Here is a 19,475-nt window from a genome sequence, read left to right on the forward strand (position 1 = left end):
ATGTAATTATCAAGTACTTAATTCACGGAAACACCGCCCACTTTGGCATTTTTCCGCAAAATCTCCTCCTGCTGCTCCTTTTCAGGCGCCGGGAAGAAATTATAAGGTTTGGCCGACATATACTTCGGATCATGCAGCTTCTTCACCTCTTCCTTCTTCATAAATAACTTTAATATCAGCACCAGGAAAGGCACATATTTCAGCCCCCTGGACATTTTATAGCGGTCCAGCACATCAATGGAACGCTTGTTCATCGCGTACATCACCGGCACCAGGATGAGGGTCAGGAAAGTCGCAAAAATCAACCCGAACACCATGGTCCAGGCCAGCGGCCCCCAGAATGCCACGTTATCCCCACCGAAGAAAATATGCGGTTTAAACTCACTGAACAGGGTGGCAAAGTCAATATTAAACCCTACTGCCAGCGGAATCAGCCCCAGAATAGCGGCAATCGCAGTCAGCAATACCGGCGTCATACGGGTTTTGCCCGCTTCCACCACGGCATCATATACCGGCATGTTCTGCATCACCAGCAGGTCAGTAAATTCCACCAACACAATCCCGTTACGCACCACGATACCCGCCAGGGCCATAATACCTACCCCGGTCATCACAATGGAGATGTCCATTTTGAAGATGGAGAAGCCCAGGAACACCCCGATAATACTGAACAGGATCTCCATAAAGATCACCAACGGACGGCCAATGGAGTTGAACTGCGTTACCATGATCATCAGGATCAAGCCAAATGCGCCGAGCATCGCCATCAGGAGGAAGTCCATGGTCTCCTTCTGATCTTCCTGCTCACCGGTCATCTTAATGGTCACAGAATTAGGGTGACTGAAATCATGCAGCGCTGTCTCAATGTGCTGTACCACCTCATTGGCATTGAAGCCGGTCAACACGTTGGAATACAAGGTGATCACACGTTTCTGGTCAATACGCTTGATACCGGCATACGTATTGGAATAATGAATGTCCGCTACCGCTGACAACGGCACCTGGCGCACAGCCCCTCCCATGTTCATATCCCGGTAAACCAGGTTGAGGTTCATCAGGTTATTGATATTGTTACGCTGATTTTCCTGCAGCCGCACCATGATCTTGTATTCGTCTTTGGCATCCCTGATCTTGGACGCTTCAAATCCAAACAACGCGGTACGCAGGGCGCCACCGATCTGGCGGGTGGAAATACCTTCGTTATTGGCCCTTTCGCGGTCGATATTCACCACGATCTCCGGCTTGTTCGCTTCAAAGTCGCTTTTCAGTTCTTCCACGCCGTCAACGTGCAGGGAGTCCAAATAACGTTTAAGCCTAAACGAAGAATTGGTCAGTTCATCAAAATTATCACCGGTAATTTCGATATTGATCGGTTTACCGGTAGGAGGACCGCCCTGTTCCTGTTCTACCGTGATATTAGTGCCCGGGATGCCTTTTACGGCGTTACGGATTTTATCGAGATATTGTACGGTAGACTGCCCGTTACGTGCGCCGAATTCCACGAAAGCCACGGTCACCTTACCTTTCTGCGGCTGGGTGCTCATGTCCATCTGCGACGGGTCACCGGCGCCTTTGGCCACATTGGAAATGATAGACTCCACAATGGGATTGTTGGCACCTACTACTTTCGTAATGCGGTCTTCCACAATATGTGTAATGGAATCTGTATATTTTTGATCGGTGCCGTTAGGCAACTCGATATAGGTGTAGATAAAGTTAGGATCAGCCTGCGGGAAGAACACCACTTTCGGGTTACGGATACCCGTCAGGATAATGCTGAAGATCAGCAGGGCGAAGGTAGCCACCAGGATCCATACCGGACGCCAGCCAACGAGGCACCATTTCAGGATATGCTTGTAACGCTCCTGTACCTTAGGCCAGAACTTGTGCTGGAAGTGACGCGCCACGCCGCCCAGCCAGAAACGCTCCAGGGCGATCATCAGGTAAGCGAAGATCACAAAGTTGCCCACGCCCACGCTGCCATTGGCATAGCCGATGAGGGCTATCGCTGCAAACACGGCGGTCAGTATCTGGAACTTACGGTCAAACTTAGGTTTAGGATGGTCTTCTCCTTCATGCCTGTCCATGAAATCGACCGCAAACACCGGGTTAATGATGTATGCCACCACCAACGATGCACCCAATGTAGTGATCAGCGTCACCGGCAGGTAGAACATGAACTTACCGATAACGCCTGGCCAGAATAACAGCGGTACGAATGGCGCCAATACCGTCAGGGTTCCTGACAACACCGGCAAAAACACCTCTCCCGCCGCTATCTTGGCGGCTCTTACTATACCCAGGTCTTTTCTTTCATTAAAAATACGGTGTACGTTTTCAATCACCACAATGGCATCGTCTACCACAATACCCAATGCCAGCAAGAAGGAGAACAACACCATCATATTGAGGGTAAACCCATACATGGGCATCAGCAGGAAGGCGATGAACATGGAGATGGGCACCGACAGCGCCACGAAAATAGCGTTTACCGCTCCCATGAAGAACATAAGGATAACGGTTACCAGAATGAAGCCGATAATAATGGTATTGATCAGGTCATGCAGGGTTACGCGGGTGGATTTGGACTGGTCAGCCGTGATGGTCACGTGCAGGCCTTTCGGGAAGTAGTTGGCTTCCATGTCGGCCTTGATGGCCTGTATCTTATCTGACGCATCGATCAGGTTTTTACCGCTTTGTTTGATCACATTGAGCGTGATCACGTTTTTACCGGCGAGGCGGGCATAACTTTCCTGTTCGAGGAAACCGTCCACCACGTTGGCGATATCTTTCAGGTAAACGATAGCGCCGGACTGTCCGCGCACGATGATATTACCGATCTTAGCCGGGTCTTTGTACTCTCCTTTTACGCTGAGGGTGCGTTTCTGGCCATCCATAGATACCAGGCCGCCGGAGATGGTGATATTCTCGCCCTGGATGGCGCCGATGATATCATCAAAACCGATCCTGGCGGCATCCATTTTATATTTATCGACATTGATCTGTATCTCCCTTTCCAGTTCACCTACCAGGTCTACACGGGTGATTTCATTGAGTGCTTCGATCCGGTCTTTCATATCGTCTGCATAACGTTTGAGTGTTTGCAGGTCGAAGTCGCCGGAGAGGTTCACGTTCATGATGGGAATCTGGGACACGTCAATTTTCACGATCTGCGGTTCCTGTGTGAGGTCTTTCGGCAGGTCTTTTTTGGCGTCGTCCACTTTTTCCCTTACCTGTTGGCGGGCCGCTTCGATATCTTCATTGGCGTTGAATTCGATGGTGATGGCGGAGAAGTCCTGCATGGAAGTGCTTTTGATCTTCTTTACGCCGGATATGCCGTTGAGCTGTTTCTCGATGGGCTTTGTCACCAGTGTTTCCATATCTTCCGGGGAAGTGCCGGCATAGATGGTATTGATATAGAACTGCGGGAACACCACTTCGGGGAACTGTTCCTTTGGCAGGTTGATATAAGAAAGAATACCCGCCAGCGCGATGATAATGGTGGCCACGTAAATGCTCACCTTATTATCAATGGACCAGCTGGTGGGTTTAAATTCTTTATGGAGATTGTCTTGCATAAACTTGTTTTTGGCTGTTAGTGGTCAGCATTACAGTTTGATCAGGTCATTATCATTGAGGCCCTGGTAGCCGGTGGTGATGATTTTATCACCGGTTTTCAGGCCATCTTTGATTTCAGCCTTATCGTTATAGGTGCGTCCCACTTCGATGGTCCTGCGCAGGGAGGCCAGCTGGCCATTTTGGGATTCCGCCACCATGACGAATGGTTTACCGGAAGAGTACTGGATCAGGTTTACCGGTATTACCACAGCGTTGCTGGCAGTATAGTCCACGATTTTGATATGGGCGATCATATTAGGGCGCAGGGCGTTATCGGGTTTCAGCGGCACTTCTATTTTGATGGTACGGCTGAGCGGGTCGATAGTCCTTGAAGCAAAGGCTATAGTGGTTTTTATTTCGCGGTTGATGTCCGGGAAAGCGATGATAACGCGGTCGCCTGTTTTGAGAAGACCGGCATATGCTTCCGCCACGTTGGCCGTCACTTTCAGGTTATTGGCGTTTACCACGCGGAAGGTGGGATTGCCGGGAGCAGCATTATCGCCCACTTTGGCGATCACGGCATCTACTGTGCCGCTGATAGGCGCAATGATGCGGGTTTGGGCCAGCTGGTCCTGCAGGGTGGCCATTTTCCTGTCCAGTGCTTCTTTCTGGTTTTTAGCGTTGAGATATTGTACTTCAGAACCTATTTTCTGTGACCAGAGATTCTTTTGTTTTTCATAGAGCGTATTGGCGAGATCCATCTGGGTACGCAGTTCAGCCATATTTGCTTTCAGCACCTGGTCATCCACCTGGGCCAGTGTCTGGCCTTTGCTGACCTGCTGGCCTTCCCGTACGTATATTGCCGTGATTACGCCCATGGCGCGGGCGGACACGTTCACGTTTTCCCGCGCGTCCACGCTGCCCTGTACATCGATATAGTGCTCAAATACGGTGTCTTTCACTTCAGACACTGTCACATCTTTTTTTCTGGCTACGCTATCTTTTTTACCAACTTCTTTCTCGAGGGCGGCGATTTTAGAATCGATGGCAGCTCTCTCCTGTTTCAGTTTTTCCAGTTGTTGTGTTTTGTTGCCACCGCCGCCGCAGGCAGCTATTAAAACGGCGAGCACCGGGACCGTGAAAAGATATCTTTTATTCATATAGCTAGTAGTGATAGGTGATTGAAAAGGTTTTGCACTATAGTTTACCATAAGCTTTGAGCAGGTCTATCCTGGCTACGATAGCGTTGTACAGTGCGGTAAAATAATTGTTCTGGGCGGTGAGCAGGTCATTTTCCGCTGTCGACATTTCCAGGCTGGAGCCCACGCCTTCGCGGTATTTGATCTGGGTGGTGTTATGCACGTCTTCCGCGAGCTGCATGTTTTTTTCCTGTGCCTGCAGGCTCAGTACGTTGTTGCGGAAAGTAGAAGCCGATTGTTCTCTTTCGAGATCTATGCCCAGTTTGGCGTTTTCGATGGCCACTTCACTTTTCTTTACGTTCAGCAGTGCCTGGTCCACCTGTCTTCTTCGCTGCATGCCGCTGAAGATGGGTACTGAGAGGTTAAGGCCGGTGTTGAGGTAACCATACCACATCTGTGTTTTAAAGTAGTCGAACCTGTCGCTGCCGCGCAAGGCGCCGGTAGCGGCGAAGAGTTGCAATGAAGGCAGGCCTTTCATGCGGTATCTTTTCAGGTCGTATTCGTTGGCTTTCTTTTGTGTTTCGAGCAACTGGTATTCGATACGCTGGGAGTAATCGAATTTGTCCATGTCAGGAATGTTTTCAGCGATCCTTTCGGTAGACAGGGTATCGGTGAGCACAACCTCCTGTTTCAGCGGCATGCCCATCTGGTATTTGAGCGCGGCCACTCCCAGTTCCACGAGGTTGCGGAGTTTGGTCTGTTCAGTCTGAAGGTTGGTGTATTGCACCACGAGGCGGTCTACGTCCAGTTTTTCCACCAGGCCGTTTTTATTGATTTCCCTGGTATCGCTGAGGAGTTTTTCCAGGGTGGTAATATTGTTTGTCAGGATAGATAATGCTTTCCTGGCAGACAGTACATTATAATAGGCTTTATATACGTTGGCTTTCACATCGATTTGTGATTTGGCCACATTTTTTGACACCAGGTCTTCCAGTGTTTTGCGGGCTTGCAGGGCCACGAGTACGCTGGGGTCGAAGAGGGTTTGGGTGAGCCTCACTTCGCCCATAAGGTTTTGCGGCAACTGGAAGGTGATGACAGCGAAGGAGTCTTTGGGCGCTCCCGGCATGAAGTTGCTCACGCCAAACATTTGTTTCTGGAGGATCGGGTTGTACTGATACTGGCCGGTACCGGTGATAGTGGGCAGGGCCAATCCGCTAACCTCTTTGTTTTTGGCCAGCTGGATCAGTTCATCCAGTTTGGCCGTTTTTACGGCTGACTGGTTAGCCAAGGCATAGTCCACTGCTTCCCGGGCCGACAGGCGGACAGGCTCCTGGGAGATGGTCTGGGCGCCGGCGCTGATGGCCGCTGCGAGCAGTCCCACCATGGAAGCCATGCCGGTGAGCCTTCTGATACGTTGCATAGTATTATATGTTTTGCGATAGTTGTTTGTACTTTTCGATGAGCTTATATCCTTTAGCAGAGGCTACGCCGTACAGAAAATTTTCCAGCAGTACTTTTTGTACCCTGGTCATGTCGGAGTTGCCTGGAAATGCTTCGGGCTGAAAGCTGAGCATACATCCGTAAACGCGGTATTGAGTCAGTGTTCTGATGTCGAGGTCCGGCCGATAGAGTCCTTCATTGATGCCACGTTCCATGTTTTCGCGGATAGTGTTTGTCAATGATTTGTTCTGATAGTTCAAAAACACCTGATAGGCTTTAGCATGGAACTTTTGCAGGTCGAGCAGGACGACCGGGTTCATATTGCGCAGGCGGCGGTCCAGCATGTCCATTACGAGGAACAGTTCTTCTATGGCGTCAGCTGATTTTTCGCGGTCTGTCAGGCATTCCTTTTCCACGATGCCGATAAAACGGGTAATCGCCTGTGTTACCAGGTCGTCTTTATCCATGAAGTGGGCATAGAGGGTCTTTTTGGAGATGCCCATTTTCTCAGCGATGTCATCCATGGTAATAGACCTGGTGCCATATTGTCGAAACAGGCCGAAAGCCGTGTCCATGATACGTTCCTGCGGTTCCATAAGAGTGCTTTAACAGGCTTTGTGATGCGAAGACAAAACTATGGAAACTTTTTAAACTTCCAAAGTTTCCAGTAATTATTTTTTATATGTGGCAACATCTTTTCATGGAGACAGGCAGTGGGGCGGCGGGTGCCGGGGAGATATGGAAAAACCTTTACAGACAGGCAATGTTGCGGACAGGTAATCTTCCGCTTATTTGTCTAATTTTGTGCCTTCATTCCTTTTGCCATGTCGCCAAAACTCAGATTAAAAGTGTTTGCGTCCCGTTTATTGCGGTATTTCTTCCAGGGCCTGTTGATACTGGCCCCTATCGGGATCACTGCACTGACCTTATATTGGGCGTTTGTTACTATTGACAATCTTATTCCGAAGGAGATCATTCCTGAGGACACCTCATTCAACTTTCTAAAATACAAGGGCGTAGGTTTCGCGTTGGTATTGATACTGGTGGTAGTGGTAGGGTACCTGAGCTCTTCCTTTATTATCGGGCGGATTTTTGATTTGTTTGACCACCTGCTGGAGCGTACGCCTTTCATCAAATACATCTATACTTCCATTAAGGACGTATTTGACGCATTTGTCGGAGAGAAGAAAAAATTCGATCATCCGGTGCTGGTGCAGATTTACGGCCTGGACGTTTGGGAGATGGGATTTATCACCCAGACGGACGTGAGCAGTCTTGGTATGGAAGGTTATATGGCCGTATATGTGCCGCATGCCTATGCCATTACCGGGAAAGTGTTTATTGTACCGAAAGAGCGGGTAAAACCGCTGGAGAATATTTCAGCCGGCGAGGCTATGAAATTTGCCGTGAGTGGCGGCGTTACGAACATTTAGTCATCGGGGCATTTTGAAATTTAGTTATTTAATTCCTGTGGAAGCCTTGGCTGGCTTGAATTAAATAACTAAATTTCAAAATAACCGAATTTCTAAATTGTTTGTTATGTTGACCCATATCCTGAAACAGCGTCCTGCTGTGAGTTTCACTATTGTATTATTGTTTTGCGTTCAATCTGCCGGAGGCTGGGGATTCTTTGCCCATGAGCGGATCAACCGGCTGGCGGTGTTCTGCCTACCTCCTGAGATGTTGGTATTGTACAAGCCGCACCTGGAATATCTGCGTGTGCATGCCACCGATCCGGACAAGCGCCGGTACGTGGTGGCGGCCGAGGCGCCGCGGCACTACCTGGACATTGACGTGCTGGACCAGCCGCCTTACCGGGAGATACCACGCAGCTGGCAGGAAGCGGTGGCGCGGTATGGCGCTGACTCGTTGCAGCGCAACGGCATATTGCCATGGCACCTTGAAAAGATGATGCTGATGCTGACAAAGGCTTTCCGGGAGAAGGACCAGCAGCGGATACTGCAGCTGTCGGCCGAAGCGGGGCATTACGTAGCGGATGCGCATGTGCCATTGCATGCCTGCTCCAACCATAACGGGCAATTCACCGGCCAGACGGGCATCCATGGGTTATGGGAATCGCGCATTCCCGAGCTGCTGGCAGATGCAGAGTTTGACTATTGGGCCGGTAAGGCGCGTTACATCACCGACTGGCGGACATTCGTCTGGCAGATTGTTACCAGTAGCGGCCTGGCGGCAGACACGGTATTAAAAAAAGAAAAATGGTTATGTGAACACACGCCACCGGCGCAGCGTTATGCATATGAGATCAGGAACGGTGTGTTAACGAGGACTTACGCTGAAGGTTATACGAAAGCATATCATCAGCTGCTGAATGGTATGACAGAGCGGCGAATGAAACAAGCCATTGCAGCGGTGGCTGCCTGCTGGTATACCGCCTGGGTAAATGCAGGGCAGCCCTCTTTGCAGGAGCTTCATCACACAAACCTTACGGAGAGCGAGTTACAGGAGTTTGAACAGCTGCAACAACGATGGACAGAGGGACGCATGCTGGGCAGAACAGAATAAACGGGCAAAATATTTAGGCTAATACAGAATAATTGGAAAAGAAATTTTATCTTTGTTCCTACCGTCTTTTAACCTATCCTACACCACGCGCCTTACAGGTTTTAAAACACCCGTGCCGTTTTTTTTCCGTTTCCTTAGAAAAACCAAAACAAAGTGGAAAGATCAAAAAATGAATTTAATCTAGATCGTAACATGAAGGTGCATAATTTTAACGCAGGTCCTTCTGTATTGCCCAACGAGGTATTATACAAAGCCAGTAAAGCCCTGATAGACTTTGAGGGATCAGGGATGTCCATACTGGAGATTGGCCACAGAACGGAGCCGTTTATAGCGGTGATGGAAGAGGCGCGTAACCTGGTTAGGGAACTGATGCAGCTTGATGACGACTTCGAGGTGCTGTATTTACACGGCGGTGCCACCACGCAGTTTATGCAGGTGCCCATGAACCTGCTGGAAAGCAGTGAGACAGCCGCTTATGTAGACACCGGCGTTTGGTCCAACAAGGCCATCAAAGAAGCGAAATTGTTTGGCTTCGTAGATGTAGTAGCCAGCTCCAAAGACAGTAACTACAACCACATCCCCAAGCAGTTCAACATTCCCCCACAGGCGAGCTACCTGCACATTACCACTAACAATACCATCTATGGTACACAGTGGCATATGACCCCGGTAACAGACGTACCCCTGATCGCGGATATGAGCAGCGACATTATGAGCCGCTCCATGGATTTCAACAAGTACTCTCTGATTTATGCCGGTGTTCAGAAGAACATGGGCGCAGCCGGTGCCACCATGGTAGCCATCCGTAAAAGCATGCTTGGTAAAGTAACGCGTAAAATCCCTGCTATACTGGATTATAAAAACCATATAGACAATGGGTCCATGCTGAATACCCCTCCCGTATTTGCGGTATATATCTCCATGCTCACCCTTCGCTGGTTAAAAGAGCAGGGTGGTATACCTGCCATCGAAAAAATCAACCAGAAAAAGGCAGCCCTGCTGTACGATGAAATTGACCATAACCCGCTGTTCCGCGGTACGGTGGCCAAAGAAGACCGCAGCCTGATGAACGCCTGTTTCATTATGGACAAGCCTGAAATGGAAGATGAATTCCTGAAATTCTGTAAGAAAGAAGATATCGTTGGTATTAAGGGCCACCGCCTCTCCGGTGGTTTCCGGGTATCCATGTACAATGCGTTGCCCTACGAAAGTGTAGAAGTAATGGTAGAAGCCATGAAGTACTTCTCCCTGAAAAAAGCTTAAGTCACCACGGCTATTACGAAACAGGAATAACGATGATTTAACTGAACCATCATTTCAGTTTGATCATCGTTATTCGCATTTCGTAATTTTTATTATTACTTTTACCCTCATCTACATTTTTATCATGGCTATTATCAGACCTTTCAAAGGATTAAGGCCCAAAGAAGAACTGGCGGCGCAAGTAGCTGCAAGGCCTTATGACGTACTCAGTTCGGACGAAGCTAAAGCTGCCGCTGCCGGTAATCCGTATTCGTATTATCATGTTTCAAAATCTGAAATAGATCTGCCGGAAGGGATAGACACCCACAGCCAGCAGGTATACGATAAAGCAGCTGAAAACCTGCAACACCTGGTTAAAGAAGGTGTACTGTTCCAGGAAGCACAACCTGCCTATTACATCTATAAACTGGTAATGAACGGCCGTGCCCAGACAGGCCTGGTATGCGTCTCTTCCGTAGACGATTACAATAAAGGCATTATCAAAAAACATGAGTTTACGCGCCCGGACAAAGAACTGGACCGTATCAACCATATTAAAACCACGCTGGCCCAGACAGGCAACGTTTTCCTGGCATACAACGACGTGCCGGAAGTAAACGCCCTGATAGACCACTGGCAAAACAACAACAAGCCGGTATACGACTTCACGGCCGACGACGGTATCCAGCACACCATCTGGGTGATCAATACCCCGGCTGCCGTACAGGAAATCACTACCCTGTTTGCTGAAAAAGTGCCCTGCACCTATATCGCCGACGGGCACCACCGTGCTGCTTCCGCCAGCCTGGTGCAGAAAGAATTCCAGGAAAAAGGCACCATCACCTCTGTGGAAAATCCGGTGAACTATTTCCTGACCACCATCTTCCCCGCCAGCCAGCTGGCCATCCTGGACTATAACCGCCTGGTAAAAGACCTCAATGGCTTAAGCAAAGCTGAACTGCTGTCGCGCCTCGACTACGACTTTACCGTGGAAGAAATTGGCCACCAGCCACAACAGCCGTCCATGCTACATGAATTCAGCATGTACCTCGAAGGGGCCTGGTACCGCCTGGTAGCCAAAGAAGGCACCTACACCACCGATCCGATCGGTATCCTGGACGTGACCATCCTGTCTAACAATATCCTGGACAAACACCTCGGCATCAAAGACCAACGCACCGATAAACGCATCGACTTCGTTGGCGGCATCCGCGGCTTACAGGAACTGGTAAAACGCGTGGACAGCGGTGAAATGAAAGTAGCTTTCGCCCTCTACCCAGTTACCATTCAGCAGCTGTTCGATATCGCTGACAGCGGTAATGTAATGCCTCCGAAAAGCACCTGGTTTGAACCGAAGCTGCGCGACGGTTTGATCACGCATGTGATTTAATCAACATATTCTCAATACCCGCTCCCCCGGCCTGCCGCCGGGGGAGTGGTTTTCGCCCCGGTAGCTATGTCTGCTTAGTCCTCCTCCCTTCCACTGGTCAGCCCCTCGCATACACCTATAGCAGACGGGAACATTCAGCTTACTGCTGCTGTGTTGCTCATAAAAATGTCAAACCAAAAGAATAAATAAAATATTTAATATAAACTTTCCTGTCCCTATTTATTTTTGCCCGGAGATTGATCAGCGGCACATTACCCCATTTTCCTTACTTTTACAACAAACGACAGACAGGAATGCATATGAGGTCTTCTTTATTGAAAGCAGTATTTGTTGCGGGGGTATTATTTTCACAAGTGGCGGTAGCACAGGACGCGAATGAATTATACAAGACCGCTACCAACTTCATGCGTAACGGGGATTACTCCAATGCTGTGCTGGTATTAAACCAGGCGTTACAGTTGGACCCGGACAATTTCGAATACAGGAAACAGCTGGGTTTTACCTTTTATCTGAAAGGAGACCTTATCAAAGCCAAAAGTGTGATTGAGCCGCTGCTCAGCAGAAAAGAAGCGGACGTGCAGGTATTTCAGATTGCCGGTAACATCTACCAGGGACGGGACGAGTCGAAAACAGCACAACGGATGTACGAAAAAGCCATCCGTAAATTCCCCAACAGCGGTGAACTGTATAACGACAACGGCACCCTGCTGATGACCTTCAAGATGTATGACGGCGCACTGCGTTCCTGGTTAAAAGGCATTGAACAGGACCCCACTTTTCCCGGCAACTATTACAATGCCACCAAGACCTACTACTATAGCAACAACCCATTGTGGTGTGTGTTATACGGAGAAACCTTCATGAACATGGAGAGTTTCACCACCCGGACCGCTGAAATCAGGAACATTGTACTGGAATCGTACAAAAAACTGTTCAACGATCCGAGCCTGTTTGACAGCATGGTCCCCGAAGAAGAAGGTAAAAAGAGTAAGAAAAGCAGAGGGGACAATGGCTTTTCACAGGCCTTCAAACAGTGCATGGGCAAACAGCTGAGCGTGATAACCGGCGGTGTGGACCCCGACGCGCTGATCATGGCCCGCACACGTTTCCTGCTGGACTGGTTCAATTCCTATAGCGGCAACTACCCTTATGCACTTTTCGACTTCCAGCAAAAGATGCTGCAGCAGGGCATGTTTGAATCCTATAATCAATGGCTGTTTGGCCCTGCCGCTAATCAGGCTGGCTACAAAGCATGGGTAACACTACATAAACAGGAGTACGACGACTTCCTGAAATATCAGCGTAACCATCCGCTGAAGCCAAGACCAGATGAATATTACAATGATGGAAGATTCACGCTGATCAATGCGGGATATTAATATTTGATTCCGAGGGCTGAAGCCCCGGGCCACATGCCATAGCAGAAGCTGTAGAATTGAGCAAGAGAGGCGTTTTTTCAAGCTTTTTCCGGCCGGGATGATAACCACCCCGGCTGTCTGAATAATCTCAAAATCTGAATATGCTCGCTACGAAACACCAAAACACGATTGATGCCGCTGTTAAAGCGAATCACGAAAGAACCTTCTATTCGCACTATCCGGAGCACCCCAAAGCCTACGGGGAAGAAGCCCATGCAAAAGGCGTACAGAGCTATCAGCAGTTGCTGAACAAGCCCTTTAAACAACTGATGCAAACCGGTGAAACCGGCTGGACGGGAGAAGAAGTGTCACCCTATACACAGGAGGTGCTGGGCGTTACCTATCCGACTTTTGCCGTAGGCGACCTGGTAAAACAGGCAACCGAAGCTTCCCATGCCTGGGGCCGTACATCCGTCGCCGAAAGAGCCGGCGTACTAACGGAAACGCTTGAACGAATCAAGGACTACTTTTTCGATATTGCCAATGCAACGATGCATACCACAGGCCAGAGCTTTATGATGAGCTTCCAGGCTTCAGGGCCGCACGCCAACGACCGTGCCCTCGAAGCCATCGCCACCGGTTACCATGAGTTGCAACGCTACCCGCCTGTACTGGAATGGGAAAAGCCCATGGGCAAATTCAGCATCCGGCTGAAGAAAATTTTCCGTGCGATCCCGAAAGGTGTTGGCGTTGTGATCGGTTGCTCCACCTTCCCGGTATGGAACACGCTGCCGGGAATGTACGCCAACCTGATCACCGGCAACCCGGTGATCGTAAAACCGCATCCACGGGCTATTCTGCCTATCGCCATTGCAGTAAGCGCCATACAACAGGTGTTACAGGAAAACGGGCACGACCCGCTGCTGTGTCAGCTGGCACCCGACAGCACCGAGCATCTTATCGCCAAAAAACTGGCAGAGCATCCGGACGTAAAACTGATAGACTATACTGGCAGCAGCGCTTTTGGCAATTATGTGGAATCCCTTCCGGGGAAGACCGTTTTTACGGAGAAAGCGGGCGTCAATTCCGTATTGCTTGACAGCGTAAAGGACCTGGACCCGGTGATTCAGAACCTCGCATTTTCCGTGAGCCTGTATTCCGGACAGATGTGTACCGCTCCGCAGAACTTCTTTATTCCTGAAGCCGGTATCGCCACCGCAGCAGGACAGGTGAGTTTCAACGAGGTGGTGCAACGGTTCAGGGATGCTATCGTGGCGCTGGCCAACAATCCGAAAATGGGCGCCGGCACACTGGGTGCCCTTCAGAATGAAAACACCCTGCTGCGCGCGCAGGAAGCACAGCAGCTGGGTGGTAAAGTAGTACTGGCAGGTACGGCTGTCAACAACGAAGAATTCAGCAAAGCGAGGGTGTTTGCCCCTACCCTCATTGAAGTGAGCAGTGCTGATACCAATATTTACGAGAAAGAGCTGTTTGGGCCTGTCGTGCTGATCGTAAAAACAAAAGATACCGCACATACCATTCAGCTGGCCAAACAGATGGCGCAGAAGCTCGGCGCTATCACGTGTGCGGCCTATACCACCGATGCTGCCACCAAAGAAAAAATTGCCGATGAAATGAACAGCGTATTCACACCTGTTTCTTTCAACCTGACCGGTTTTATCTGGGTAAACCAGCATGCCGCCTTTTCCGACTTCCACGTAAGTGGAGGCAATCCGGCCGGCAATGCCAGCTTCACCAATCAGGAATTTATCATCAAACGATTTGTATGGGTGGGCAACCGTGAACTGATAGAATAGATTAATCATGCCGGCGTTCCAGGTCGCCCCGGAACGCCGGGCATTATAAATGCAGGGAGATATTTATGAAAAGTATTGTATTATTTCTTTTACTGTCCGGTATCCTGGTGGCCTGTGAGCAGGCACCCAAAGCTGACAAGGCTGCCGCCAGCAATCCACAGGCCGTGAAAGTAGGCACTGGTAACGCTTACCTGGCGGACACCTCGACCTCTCTGATAGAATGGATAGGTACCAAACCTACCGGCAAACACCATGGCACCCTGCGGCTTGCCGGCGGGGCCATCTATGTAAAAGATACCCTCATCACCGGCGCCCAGTTGGTGATCAATATGCACACCCTGCAGAATATAGACCTCGCCGGTGACAGCGCCATGAAAAACAAACTGGAAAGGGAACTGAAAAGCAGTTCTTTTTTCGATGTTGATAAATTTCCCACCGCCACTTTTGAAATGACCGGTATCAATTCCTACTACCCAGCAGTAGGTGAAGAAGTGGAGCTAAAAGACGCCACCCACGTTATTTCCGGCAACCTAACGCTTAAAGGCGTCGTAAAAAACATCTCCTTTCCTGCGCGTGTTACTATAGACAGTCATCATCTTACCGCTGTCGCCAATTTTAATATCGATCGTACCCTATGGGGAATTAACTACCGTGCAGACAAATCTTTACAGGACAAACTGATCAATTCACAGGTGAACATCGGGTTTCATATCAGCGCATCGAGATAGACCATATTTTTCGTTTTTTCCACCAGGAAGCCGATAAAATATTTTAAATTGAGTAAAGCCGCCTCACATATAAAACCACTTCAAATGGAAACTACCCAGCAAAGAGATGAACGTCTCTGGCGCATTGCAAAAGCCAGGGCTGGCTTCAAATGTCATCTTATCATTTATCTGGTGATTAATATGGGACTGTGGGCTGTGTGGTTACTTTCCGACCGGGACATGCCCGGAAGCGCACCCTGGCCACTGGGGCCCGCGCTGGGATGGGGCGTCGCACTTACCCTTCAATATTTCAATACTTATCATAAAGGCTCTTTCGACGATACGCTGAAAAGAATATAAGCACGCATAGCACACTCAAAAAAACAGCATAATGGACCGACCGCAGCGACTATTTGACGTCATCCGGTATCAGCTGGACAACTATCCCAAAGAGGATATGCTTGCCGGCAAGGAAAACGGACAATGGAGAAAATACAGCACACAGGAAGTAGCTGCCATCACCCGCAAATTCAGCTCAGGCTTACTCAGGCTGGGTATCCGGGCAGGCATCAAAACAAATGAAGAGAAAGACAAAATAGCGATCATCTCACCCAACCGACCAGAGTGGCTATTGACAGACCTCTCCTGTCAACAGATTGGCGCCGTCCTCACTCCTATTTACCCGACGATCAGTCAACATGAGCTGGAATATGTGCTCAACGACGCAGCTGCCCGTATCCTGTTTGTCAGTGATGAGGAACTGCTGCAAAAAGTACTGGCCGCCCGGGATAAATTTCCCACTATCCGTGAGATCTTTACCTTCAACCAGGTGCCCGGCGCCCGCCACTGGACAGAAGTGCTGTCCCTCGCTGATGAAAACGACTACCCGCTGATCGATGAAGTGCAGCAAAACATATCCCCGGAGGAACTGGTCACCATCATCTATACCTCCGGTACCACCGGCACCCCTAAAGGCGTTATGCTCTCCCACCACAACGTGATGAGCAACGTACTGGCCTGTCAGCCTTACCTGCCGGTCAGCAAAAACGCGCGTGCCCTCAGTTTCCTGCCGCTCAATCATATTTTTGAGCGGATGGTCACCTACCTCTACCTGACCGCCGGTGTGCCGGTGTATTACGCTGAAAGCACCGACAAAATCGCTGATAACCTGAAAGAGGTTAAGCCTACCATTTTTACCACCGTGCCACGGCTGCTGGAAAAGGTATATGAGAAAATCATGGCCACCGGGCTGGAGCTCAAAGGCATCAAACGAGCGCTCTTCTTCTGGGCCGTGGACCTGGGCAAACGTTATGAGATCAATCATCAGCAGGGCTTTTGGTACGACCTTCAGCTGAAACTGGCCAACAAACTTGTCTTCAGCAAATGGCGCGCCGCCCTCGGTGGTAATATCCAATGTATCGTTAACGGTGCCGCCGCCTGCCAGGTCAGACTGCTGAAAATATTCACTTCCGCCGGTATCCCCATCCTGGAAGGTTATGGTCTTACCGAAACATCCCCGGTGATCAGCGTTAACCGTTTCAATGTGGAAGACCGTATGTTCGGCACCGTAGGACCAGTCATCAGCAATGTGGAAGTAAAGATCGCAGAAGACGGGGAAATACTCTGTAAAGGCCCCAGTGTTACCATTGGCTATTATAAGCATCCGGAGCTTACCGCCGACGCCATCACCGATGGCTGGTTCCATACCGGCGATATCGGCGTGCTGATAGACAATAAGTTCCTGAAAATCACCGACCGCAAAAAGGAACTGTTTAAAACTTCCGGTGGTAAGTTCGTCGCCCCCCAGCCGATAGAAAACAAATTCAAGGAATCTCCCTATATAGAACAGATCATGGTGGTAGGCGAAGACCGCAAATTTACCGCAGCACTGATTGTGCCTGCCTTCGATAATCTTCGCAGCTGGGCCCAGAAAAGAGGCATTTCCGCCGGCAGCAACGAAGAACTGCTGCAGCGCAAGGAAGTGCTGGACCTCTATAAACAGGCCGTGGATAAGTACAACCAGTTCTTTAACCACATCGAACAGGTGAAAAAGTTCCAGCTGCTGCCACGCGAATGGACAGTTGACGCCGGCGAGCTGACACCCACCCTGAAGGCCAAAAGGAAGGTGATCCTTGAAAAGTACAAAAAGGAAATAGACAGTATTTATGCCCCTTCAAATGGGAAAGTTGATATAGAAAGTCTTTAAATATTAATTTAAAACCCTTACTTTTGCAACCCGATACCCCCAAAAGGGCATCAGGATGGTCCCGTAGTTCAATGGATAGAATAGAAGTTTCCTAAACTTTAGATACAGGTTCGATCCCTGTCGGGACTACTAAAAGGCTTATTCGCCCAATTTCAGTAAGGCTGGAATTGGGCGTTTTTCATTTTTTTCAGCCTTGCCTTATTACCAGGAAAAGGAGCCACCCTAAGGTGGCTGTAAGCTGTATCTACTACATTAGCAAGCAGTCAGTGGCAGCGTATTAGTAGGGCATTTAAAATCTTTTGTTCTCGGCGGGCAGATCTGACAGGTTTCGGTGATAGTTGCCCCGCCTTTGATAGCATCTGCGTTGATAGTGCTATCCTTCCCAAGAAGCAGCGCAATGTTTGTCTTTTTTAAGGATAGTTTTGCCCGCAATTTGTTTTGCTTTTTCATACAGTACATTTTTGGTGAACCATAAAGCTCGCTTTATTTGCTGCGAGTTCTTTTCAGTACTGGCAAGGATTCTACCGATAAAGACCTATTCAGGGGAACATTAACCAGGCATGTTATCTGACAACAACATTTCTGTCTCCCTTCGCCAGATTAGACAATGCAATCAATCCCGCACCGGCTATAATAGCGCCGCCCACAAACGGGAAGCCGGCACCTACCAGGTCTTCCATGGAAGAAGAGAATAAAAACGGAAAACAATATATCATTCCAAAGACACCCAATGTAATAGCAGCATATGCACCGGCTTTGGCAATTCCGGCGGTAATAATGCGCTGACGTATTGCTGGAGCATAGTGAAAGACAGCCTCCCGGAGGGCAGCCGTATTACAATGTGCGAACTCCTCAATAGTCCACGTGCTGATTGGCCTCGCCTGCTGCCCATCCAGGTAATCCATGTACAACCTGCGCCATAGGTCTGGCAGGAATAAGGCACCGAAAATAAATATTGCGAAACTGGGCAGTGTGTAGTTGCCATTGCCCAGCATAAAAGCCTGTAACCGGATTTCATCTACCGGCGTCATTTTAAACCCGAGCAGCACATGTTTTAAATCGTGGCTCTCATACCCCGGCACCAGCCGCAGACCATTACGCTGCAGGCATTCGGCAATGTCTTTCCCCAACGTACCATCAGGCAACTCGTTCAGTTCTCTTGCTTTTTCTTCATATACTGCTATATCGTAGAACTGTTCGATAGTCCATACCGACAAATGAAAAGACTTACAGATAATACTTCTCGCGATTAGCTGAAAAACATTCATAGTTCAGGAACTTTTAATGACCAGATACAGAATAACAAACAATATAAATATAATATTTCCACAAAGTATTCAAAAAAACAATGCGGCCGAACAAATCCTGTATTAAACTGTATCTATAGGTATAGTTCATTGACCCCAAATACCCATTCGTTATGAACAGGCCCGAAATACCTTTATACCAAACCAACCCGGAACTATTTAAAACCTATCTGTTGGACCACCATTCCTCCGACGAGATTGTAGTAGTCAAAGGCGTCACGATGGATGACCATCTTCTTAAATCCGAGCTACACATCAAAGTGCTTGTCGGGTTCCAGATAGAAGCCTGCATTAAGTTTAAACAGACCACCGCCGTACAGGTGCTGACCCGTTTGAGAAGACGTATCCGGCGTTTTATGCATTCCTCCCGCATGGCTGCGGTCATCCAGAAGATAGAACGCAGTTTCTCCAGGGCGGTCCCGTCCTTGTATGAGCAGGACCCGGCCCTGTTTGAGAGTTTCGTCCTGGAAGACTTTCTTTCCCGTTCCACGATAAGTGATATCCCGGGCATTACCCAAAGAGACAGAATGCTGCGGATCGAAATAATATTGTTTATTCTGGATGATGAAATTATCCGGCTTAGCGCCTTTGTAAAGCAACGGAGCGTACGGGCGGTACGGGCAGAGCACCGGCAGAAAGTAAACCTTATATTGGCAGCCTACAGCAGGTTGTTGCCGGCAGCACAAGGCAACTAAACACAGCCCATTCTCCAAAAACAAACTTTGTTAGTTATCCGTACTTTTAGTAATTTCAAGTACTACCTGCTACCCCATTATTTCACCACA

The 19,475-nt window shown here is 49.1% G+C and carries 16 protein-coding genes and 1 tRNA gene; 11 read left to right on the top strand and 6 right to left on the bottom strand.

What is annotated here, in order from left to right; genetic code table 11:
• Positions 1-17: 17 nt before the first annotated feature.
• From ACTJJS_RS12935 to ACTJJS_RS12950, 4 genes are read right to left on the bottom strand one after another with little or no spacing between them, the layout of a single operon-like run.
• Positions 18-3,578: an efflux RND transporter permease subunit gene (locus ACTJJS_RS12935; protein WP_440663968.1), complete on the bottom strand. Its 3,561-nt coding sequence runs from the start codon at positions 3,576-3,578 to the stop codon at positions 18-20.
• Positions 3,579-3,608: 30 nt separating this feature from the next.
• Complete coding sequence (locus ACTJJS_RS12940; protein WP_440663969.1) at positions 3,609-4,718, bottom strand: efflux RND transporter periplasmic adaptor subunit; 1,110 nt, start codon at positions 4,716-4,718, stop codon at positions 3,609-3,611.
• A 37-nt stretch (positions 4,719-4,755) separates the two neighbouring features.
• Positions 4,756-6,117, bottom strand: a complete 1,362-nt coding sequence (locus ACTJJS_RS12945) for a TolC family protein (RefSeq protein ID WP_168871253.1) — start codon at positions 6,115-6,117, stop codon at positions 4,756-4,758.
• 4 nt (positions 6,118-6,121) lie between these two features.
• Positions 6,122-6,733 carry a TetR/AcrR family transcriptional regulator gene (locus ACTJJS_RS12950; RefSeq protein ID WP_440663970.1) on the bottom strand — a complete coding sequence of 204 codons (612 nt, stop codon included), beginning with the start codon at positions 6,731-6,733 and terminating at the stop codon, positions 6,122-6,124.
• Positions 6,734-6,961: 228 nt separating this feature from the next.
• On the opposite strand from ACTJJS_RS12950, the gene ACTJJS_RS12955 reads away from it, so the two are divergent.
• From ACTJJS_RS12955 to ACTJJS_RS13000, 10 genes are all read left to right on the top strand, one after another.
• A complete protein-coding gene (locus tag ACTJJS_RS12955) occupies positions 6,962-7,570 on the top strand; it encodes a DUF502 domain-containing protein (RefSeq protein WP_168871251.1) in 609 nt (202 codons plus the stop codon).
• 106 nt (positions 7,571-7,676) lie between these two features.
• Entirely contained in the window at positions 7,677-8,663 is a 987-nt protein-coding gene (locus ACTJJS_RS12960; protein WP_440663971.1) for a zinc dependent phospholipase C family protein, read from the top strand.
• A gap of 192 nt (positions 8,664-8,855) precedes the next feature.
• Positions 8,856-9,926, top strand: coding sequence for a 3-phosphoserine/phosphohydroxythreonine transaminase (gene serC, locus ACTJJS_RS12965; protein WP_168871249.1), 1,071 nt, complete (start codon positions 8,856-8,858; stop codon positions 9,924-9,926).
• A gap of 124 nt (positions 9,927-10,050) precedes the next feature.
• Positions 10,051-11,295 (top strand): DUF1015 domain-containing protein, encoded by a 1,245-nt coding sequence (locus ACTJJS_RS12970; protein WP_440663973.1) that lies wholly within the window; start codon positions 10,051-10,053, stop codon positions 11,293-11,295.
• A 299-nt stretch (positions 11,296-11,594) separates the two neighbouring features.
• Complete coding sequence (locus ACTJJS_RS12975; RefSeq protein WP_440663975.1) at positions 11,595-12,674, top strand: tetratricopeptide repeat protein; 1,080 nt, start codon at positions 11,595-11,597, stop codon at positions 12,672-12,674.
• A 140-nt stretch (positions 12,675-12,814) separates the two neighbouring features.
• Positions 12,815-14,470 carry a phenylacetic acid degradation protein PaaN gene (paaN, locus tag ACTJJS_RS12980; protein ID WP_440663976.1) on the top strand — a complete coding sequence of 552 codons (1,656 nt, stop codon included), beginning with the start codon at positions 12,815-12,817 and terminating at the stop codon, positions 14,468-14,470.
• Between the two features lie 65 nt (positions 14,471-14,535).
• Entirely contained in the window at positions 14,536-15,198 is a 663-nt protein-coding gene (locus tag ACTJJS_RS12985; protein WP_440663978.1) for a YceI family protein, read from the top strand.
• Positions 15,199-15,282: 84 nt separating this feature from the next.
• Entirely contained in the window at positions 15,283-15,537 is a 255-nt protein-coding gene (locus ACTJJS_RS12990; RefSeq protein ID WP_168871244.1) for a 2TM domain-containing protein, read from the top strand.
• A gap of 31 nt (positions 15,538-15,568) precedes the next feature.
• Entirely contained in the window at positions 15,569-17,383 is a 1,815-nt protein-coding gene (locus tag ACTJJS_RS12995) for an AMP-dependent synthetase/ligase (RefSeq protein WP_440663980.1), read from the top strand.
• Positions 17,384-17,440: 57 nt separating this feature from the next.
• A tRNA-Arg gene (locus tag ACTJJS_RS13000) sits at positions 17,441-17,512 on the top strand.
• A 123-nt stretch (positions 17,513-17,635) separates the two neighbouring features.
• Here ACTJJS_RS13000 and ACTJJS_RS13005 read toward each other — a convergent pair.
• A complete protein-coding gene (locus ACTJJS_RS13005) occupies positions 17,636-17,833 on the bottom strand; it encodes a hypothetical protein (RefSeq protein WP_440663982.1) in 198 nt (65 codons plus the stop codon).
• A 113-nt stretch (positions 17,834-17,946) separates the two neighbouring features.
• Positions 17,947-18,651, bottom strand: coding sequence for a hypothetical protein (locus ACTJJS_RS13010; protein WP_440663983.1), 705 nt, complete (start codon positions 18,649-18,651; stop codon positions 17,947-17,949).
• 152 nt (positions 18,652-18,803) lie between these two features.
• On the opposite strand from ACTJJS_RS13010, the gene ACTJJS_RS13015 reads away from it, so the two are divergent.
• Positions 18,804-19,385, top strand: coding sequence for a hypothetical protein (locus tag ACTJJS_RS13015; RefSeq protein ID WP_440663985.1), 582 nt, complete (start codon positions 18,804-18,806; stop codon positions 19,383-19,385).
• Positions 19,386-19,475 lie beyond the last annotated feature (90 nt).

Origin of the sequence: Chitinophaga sp. 22308 (assembly GCF_052045305.1) — a bacterium.
In the GTDB taxonomy this organism is placed as follows: domain Bacteria; phylum Bacteroidota; class Bacteroidia; order Chitinophagales; family Chitinophagaceae; genus Chitinophaga; species Chitinophaga varians_A.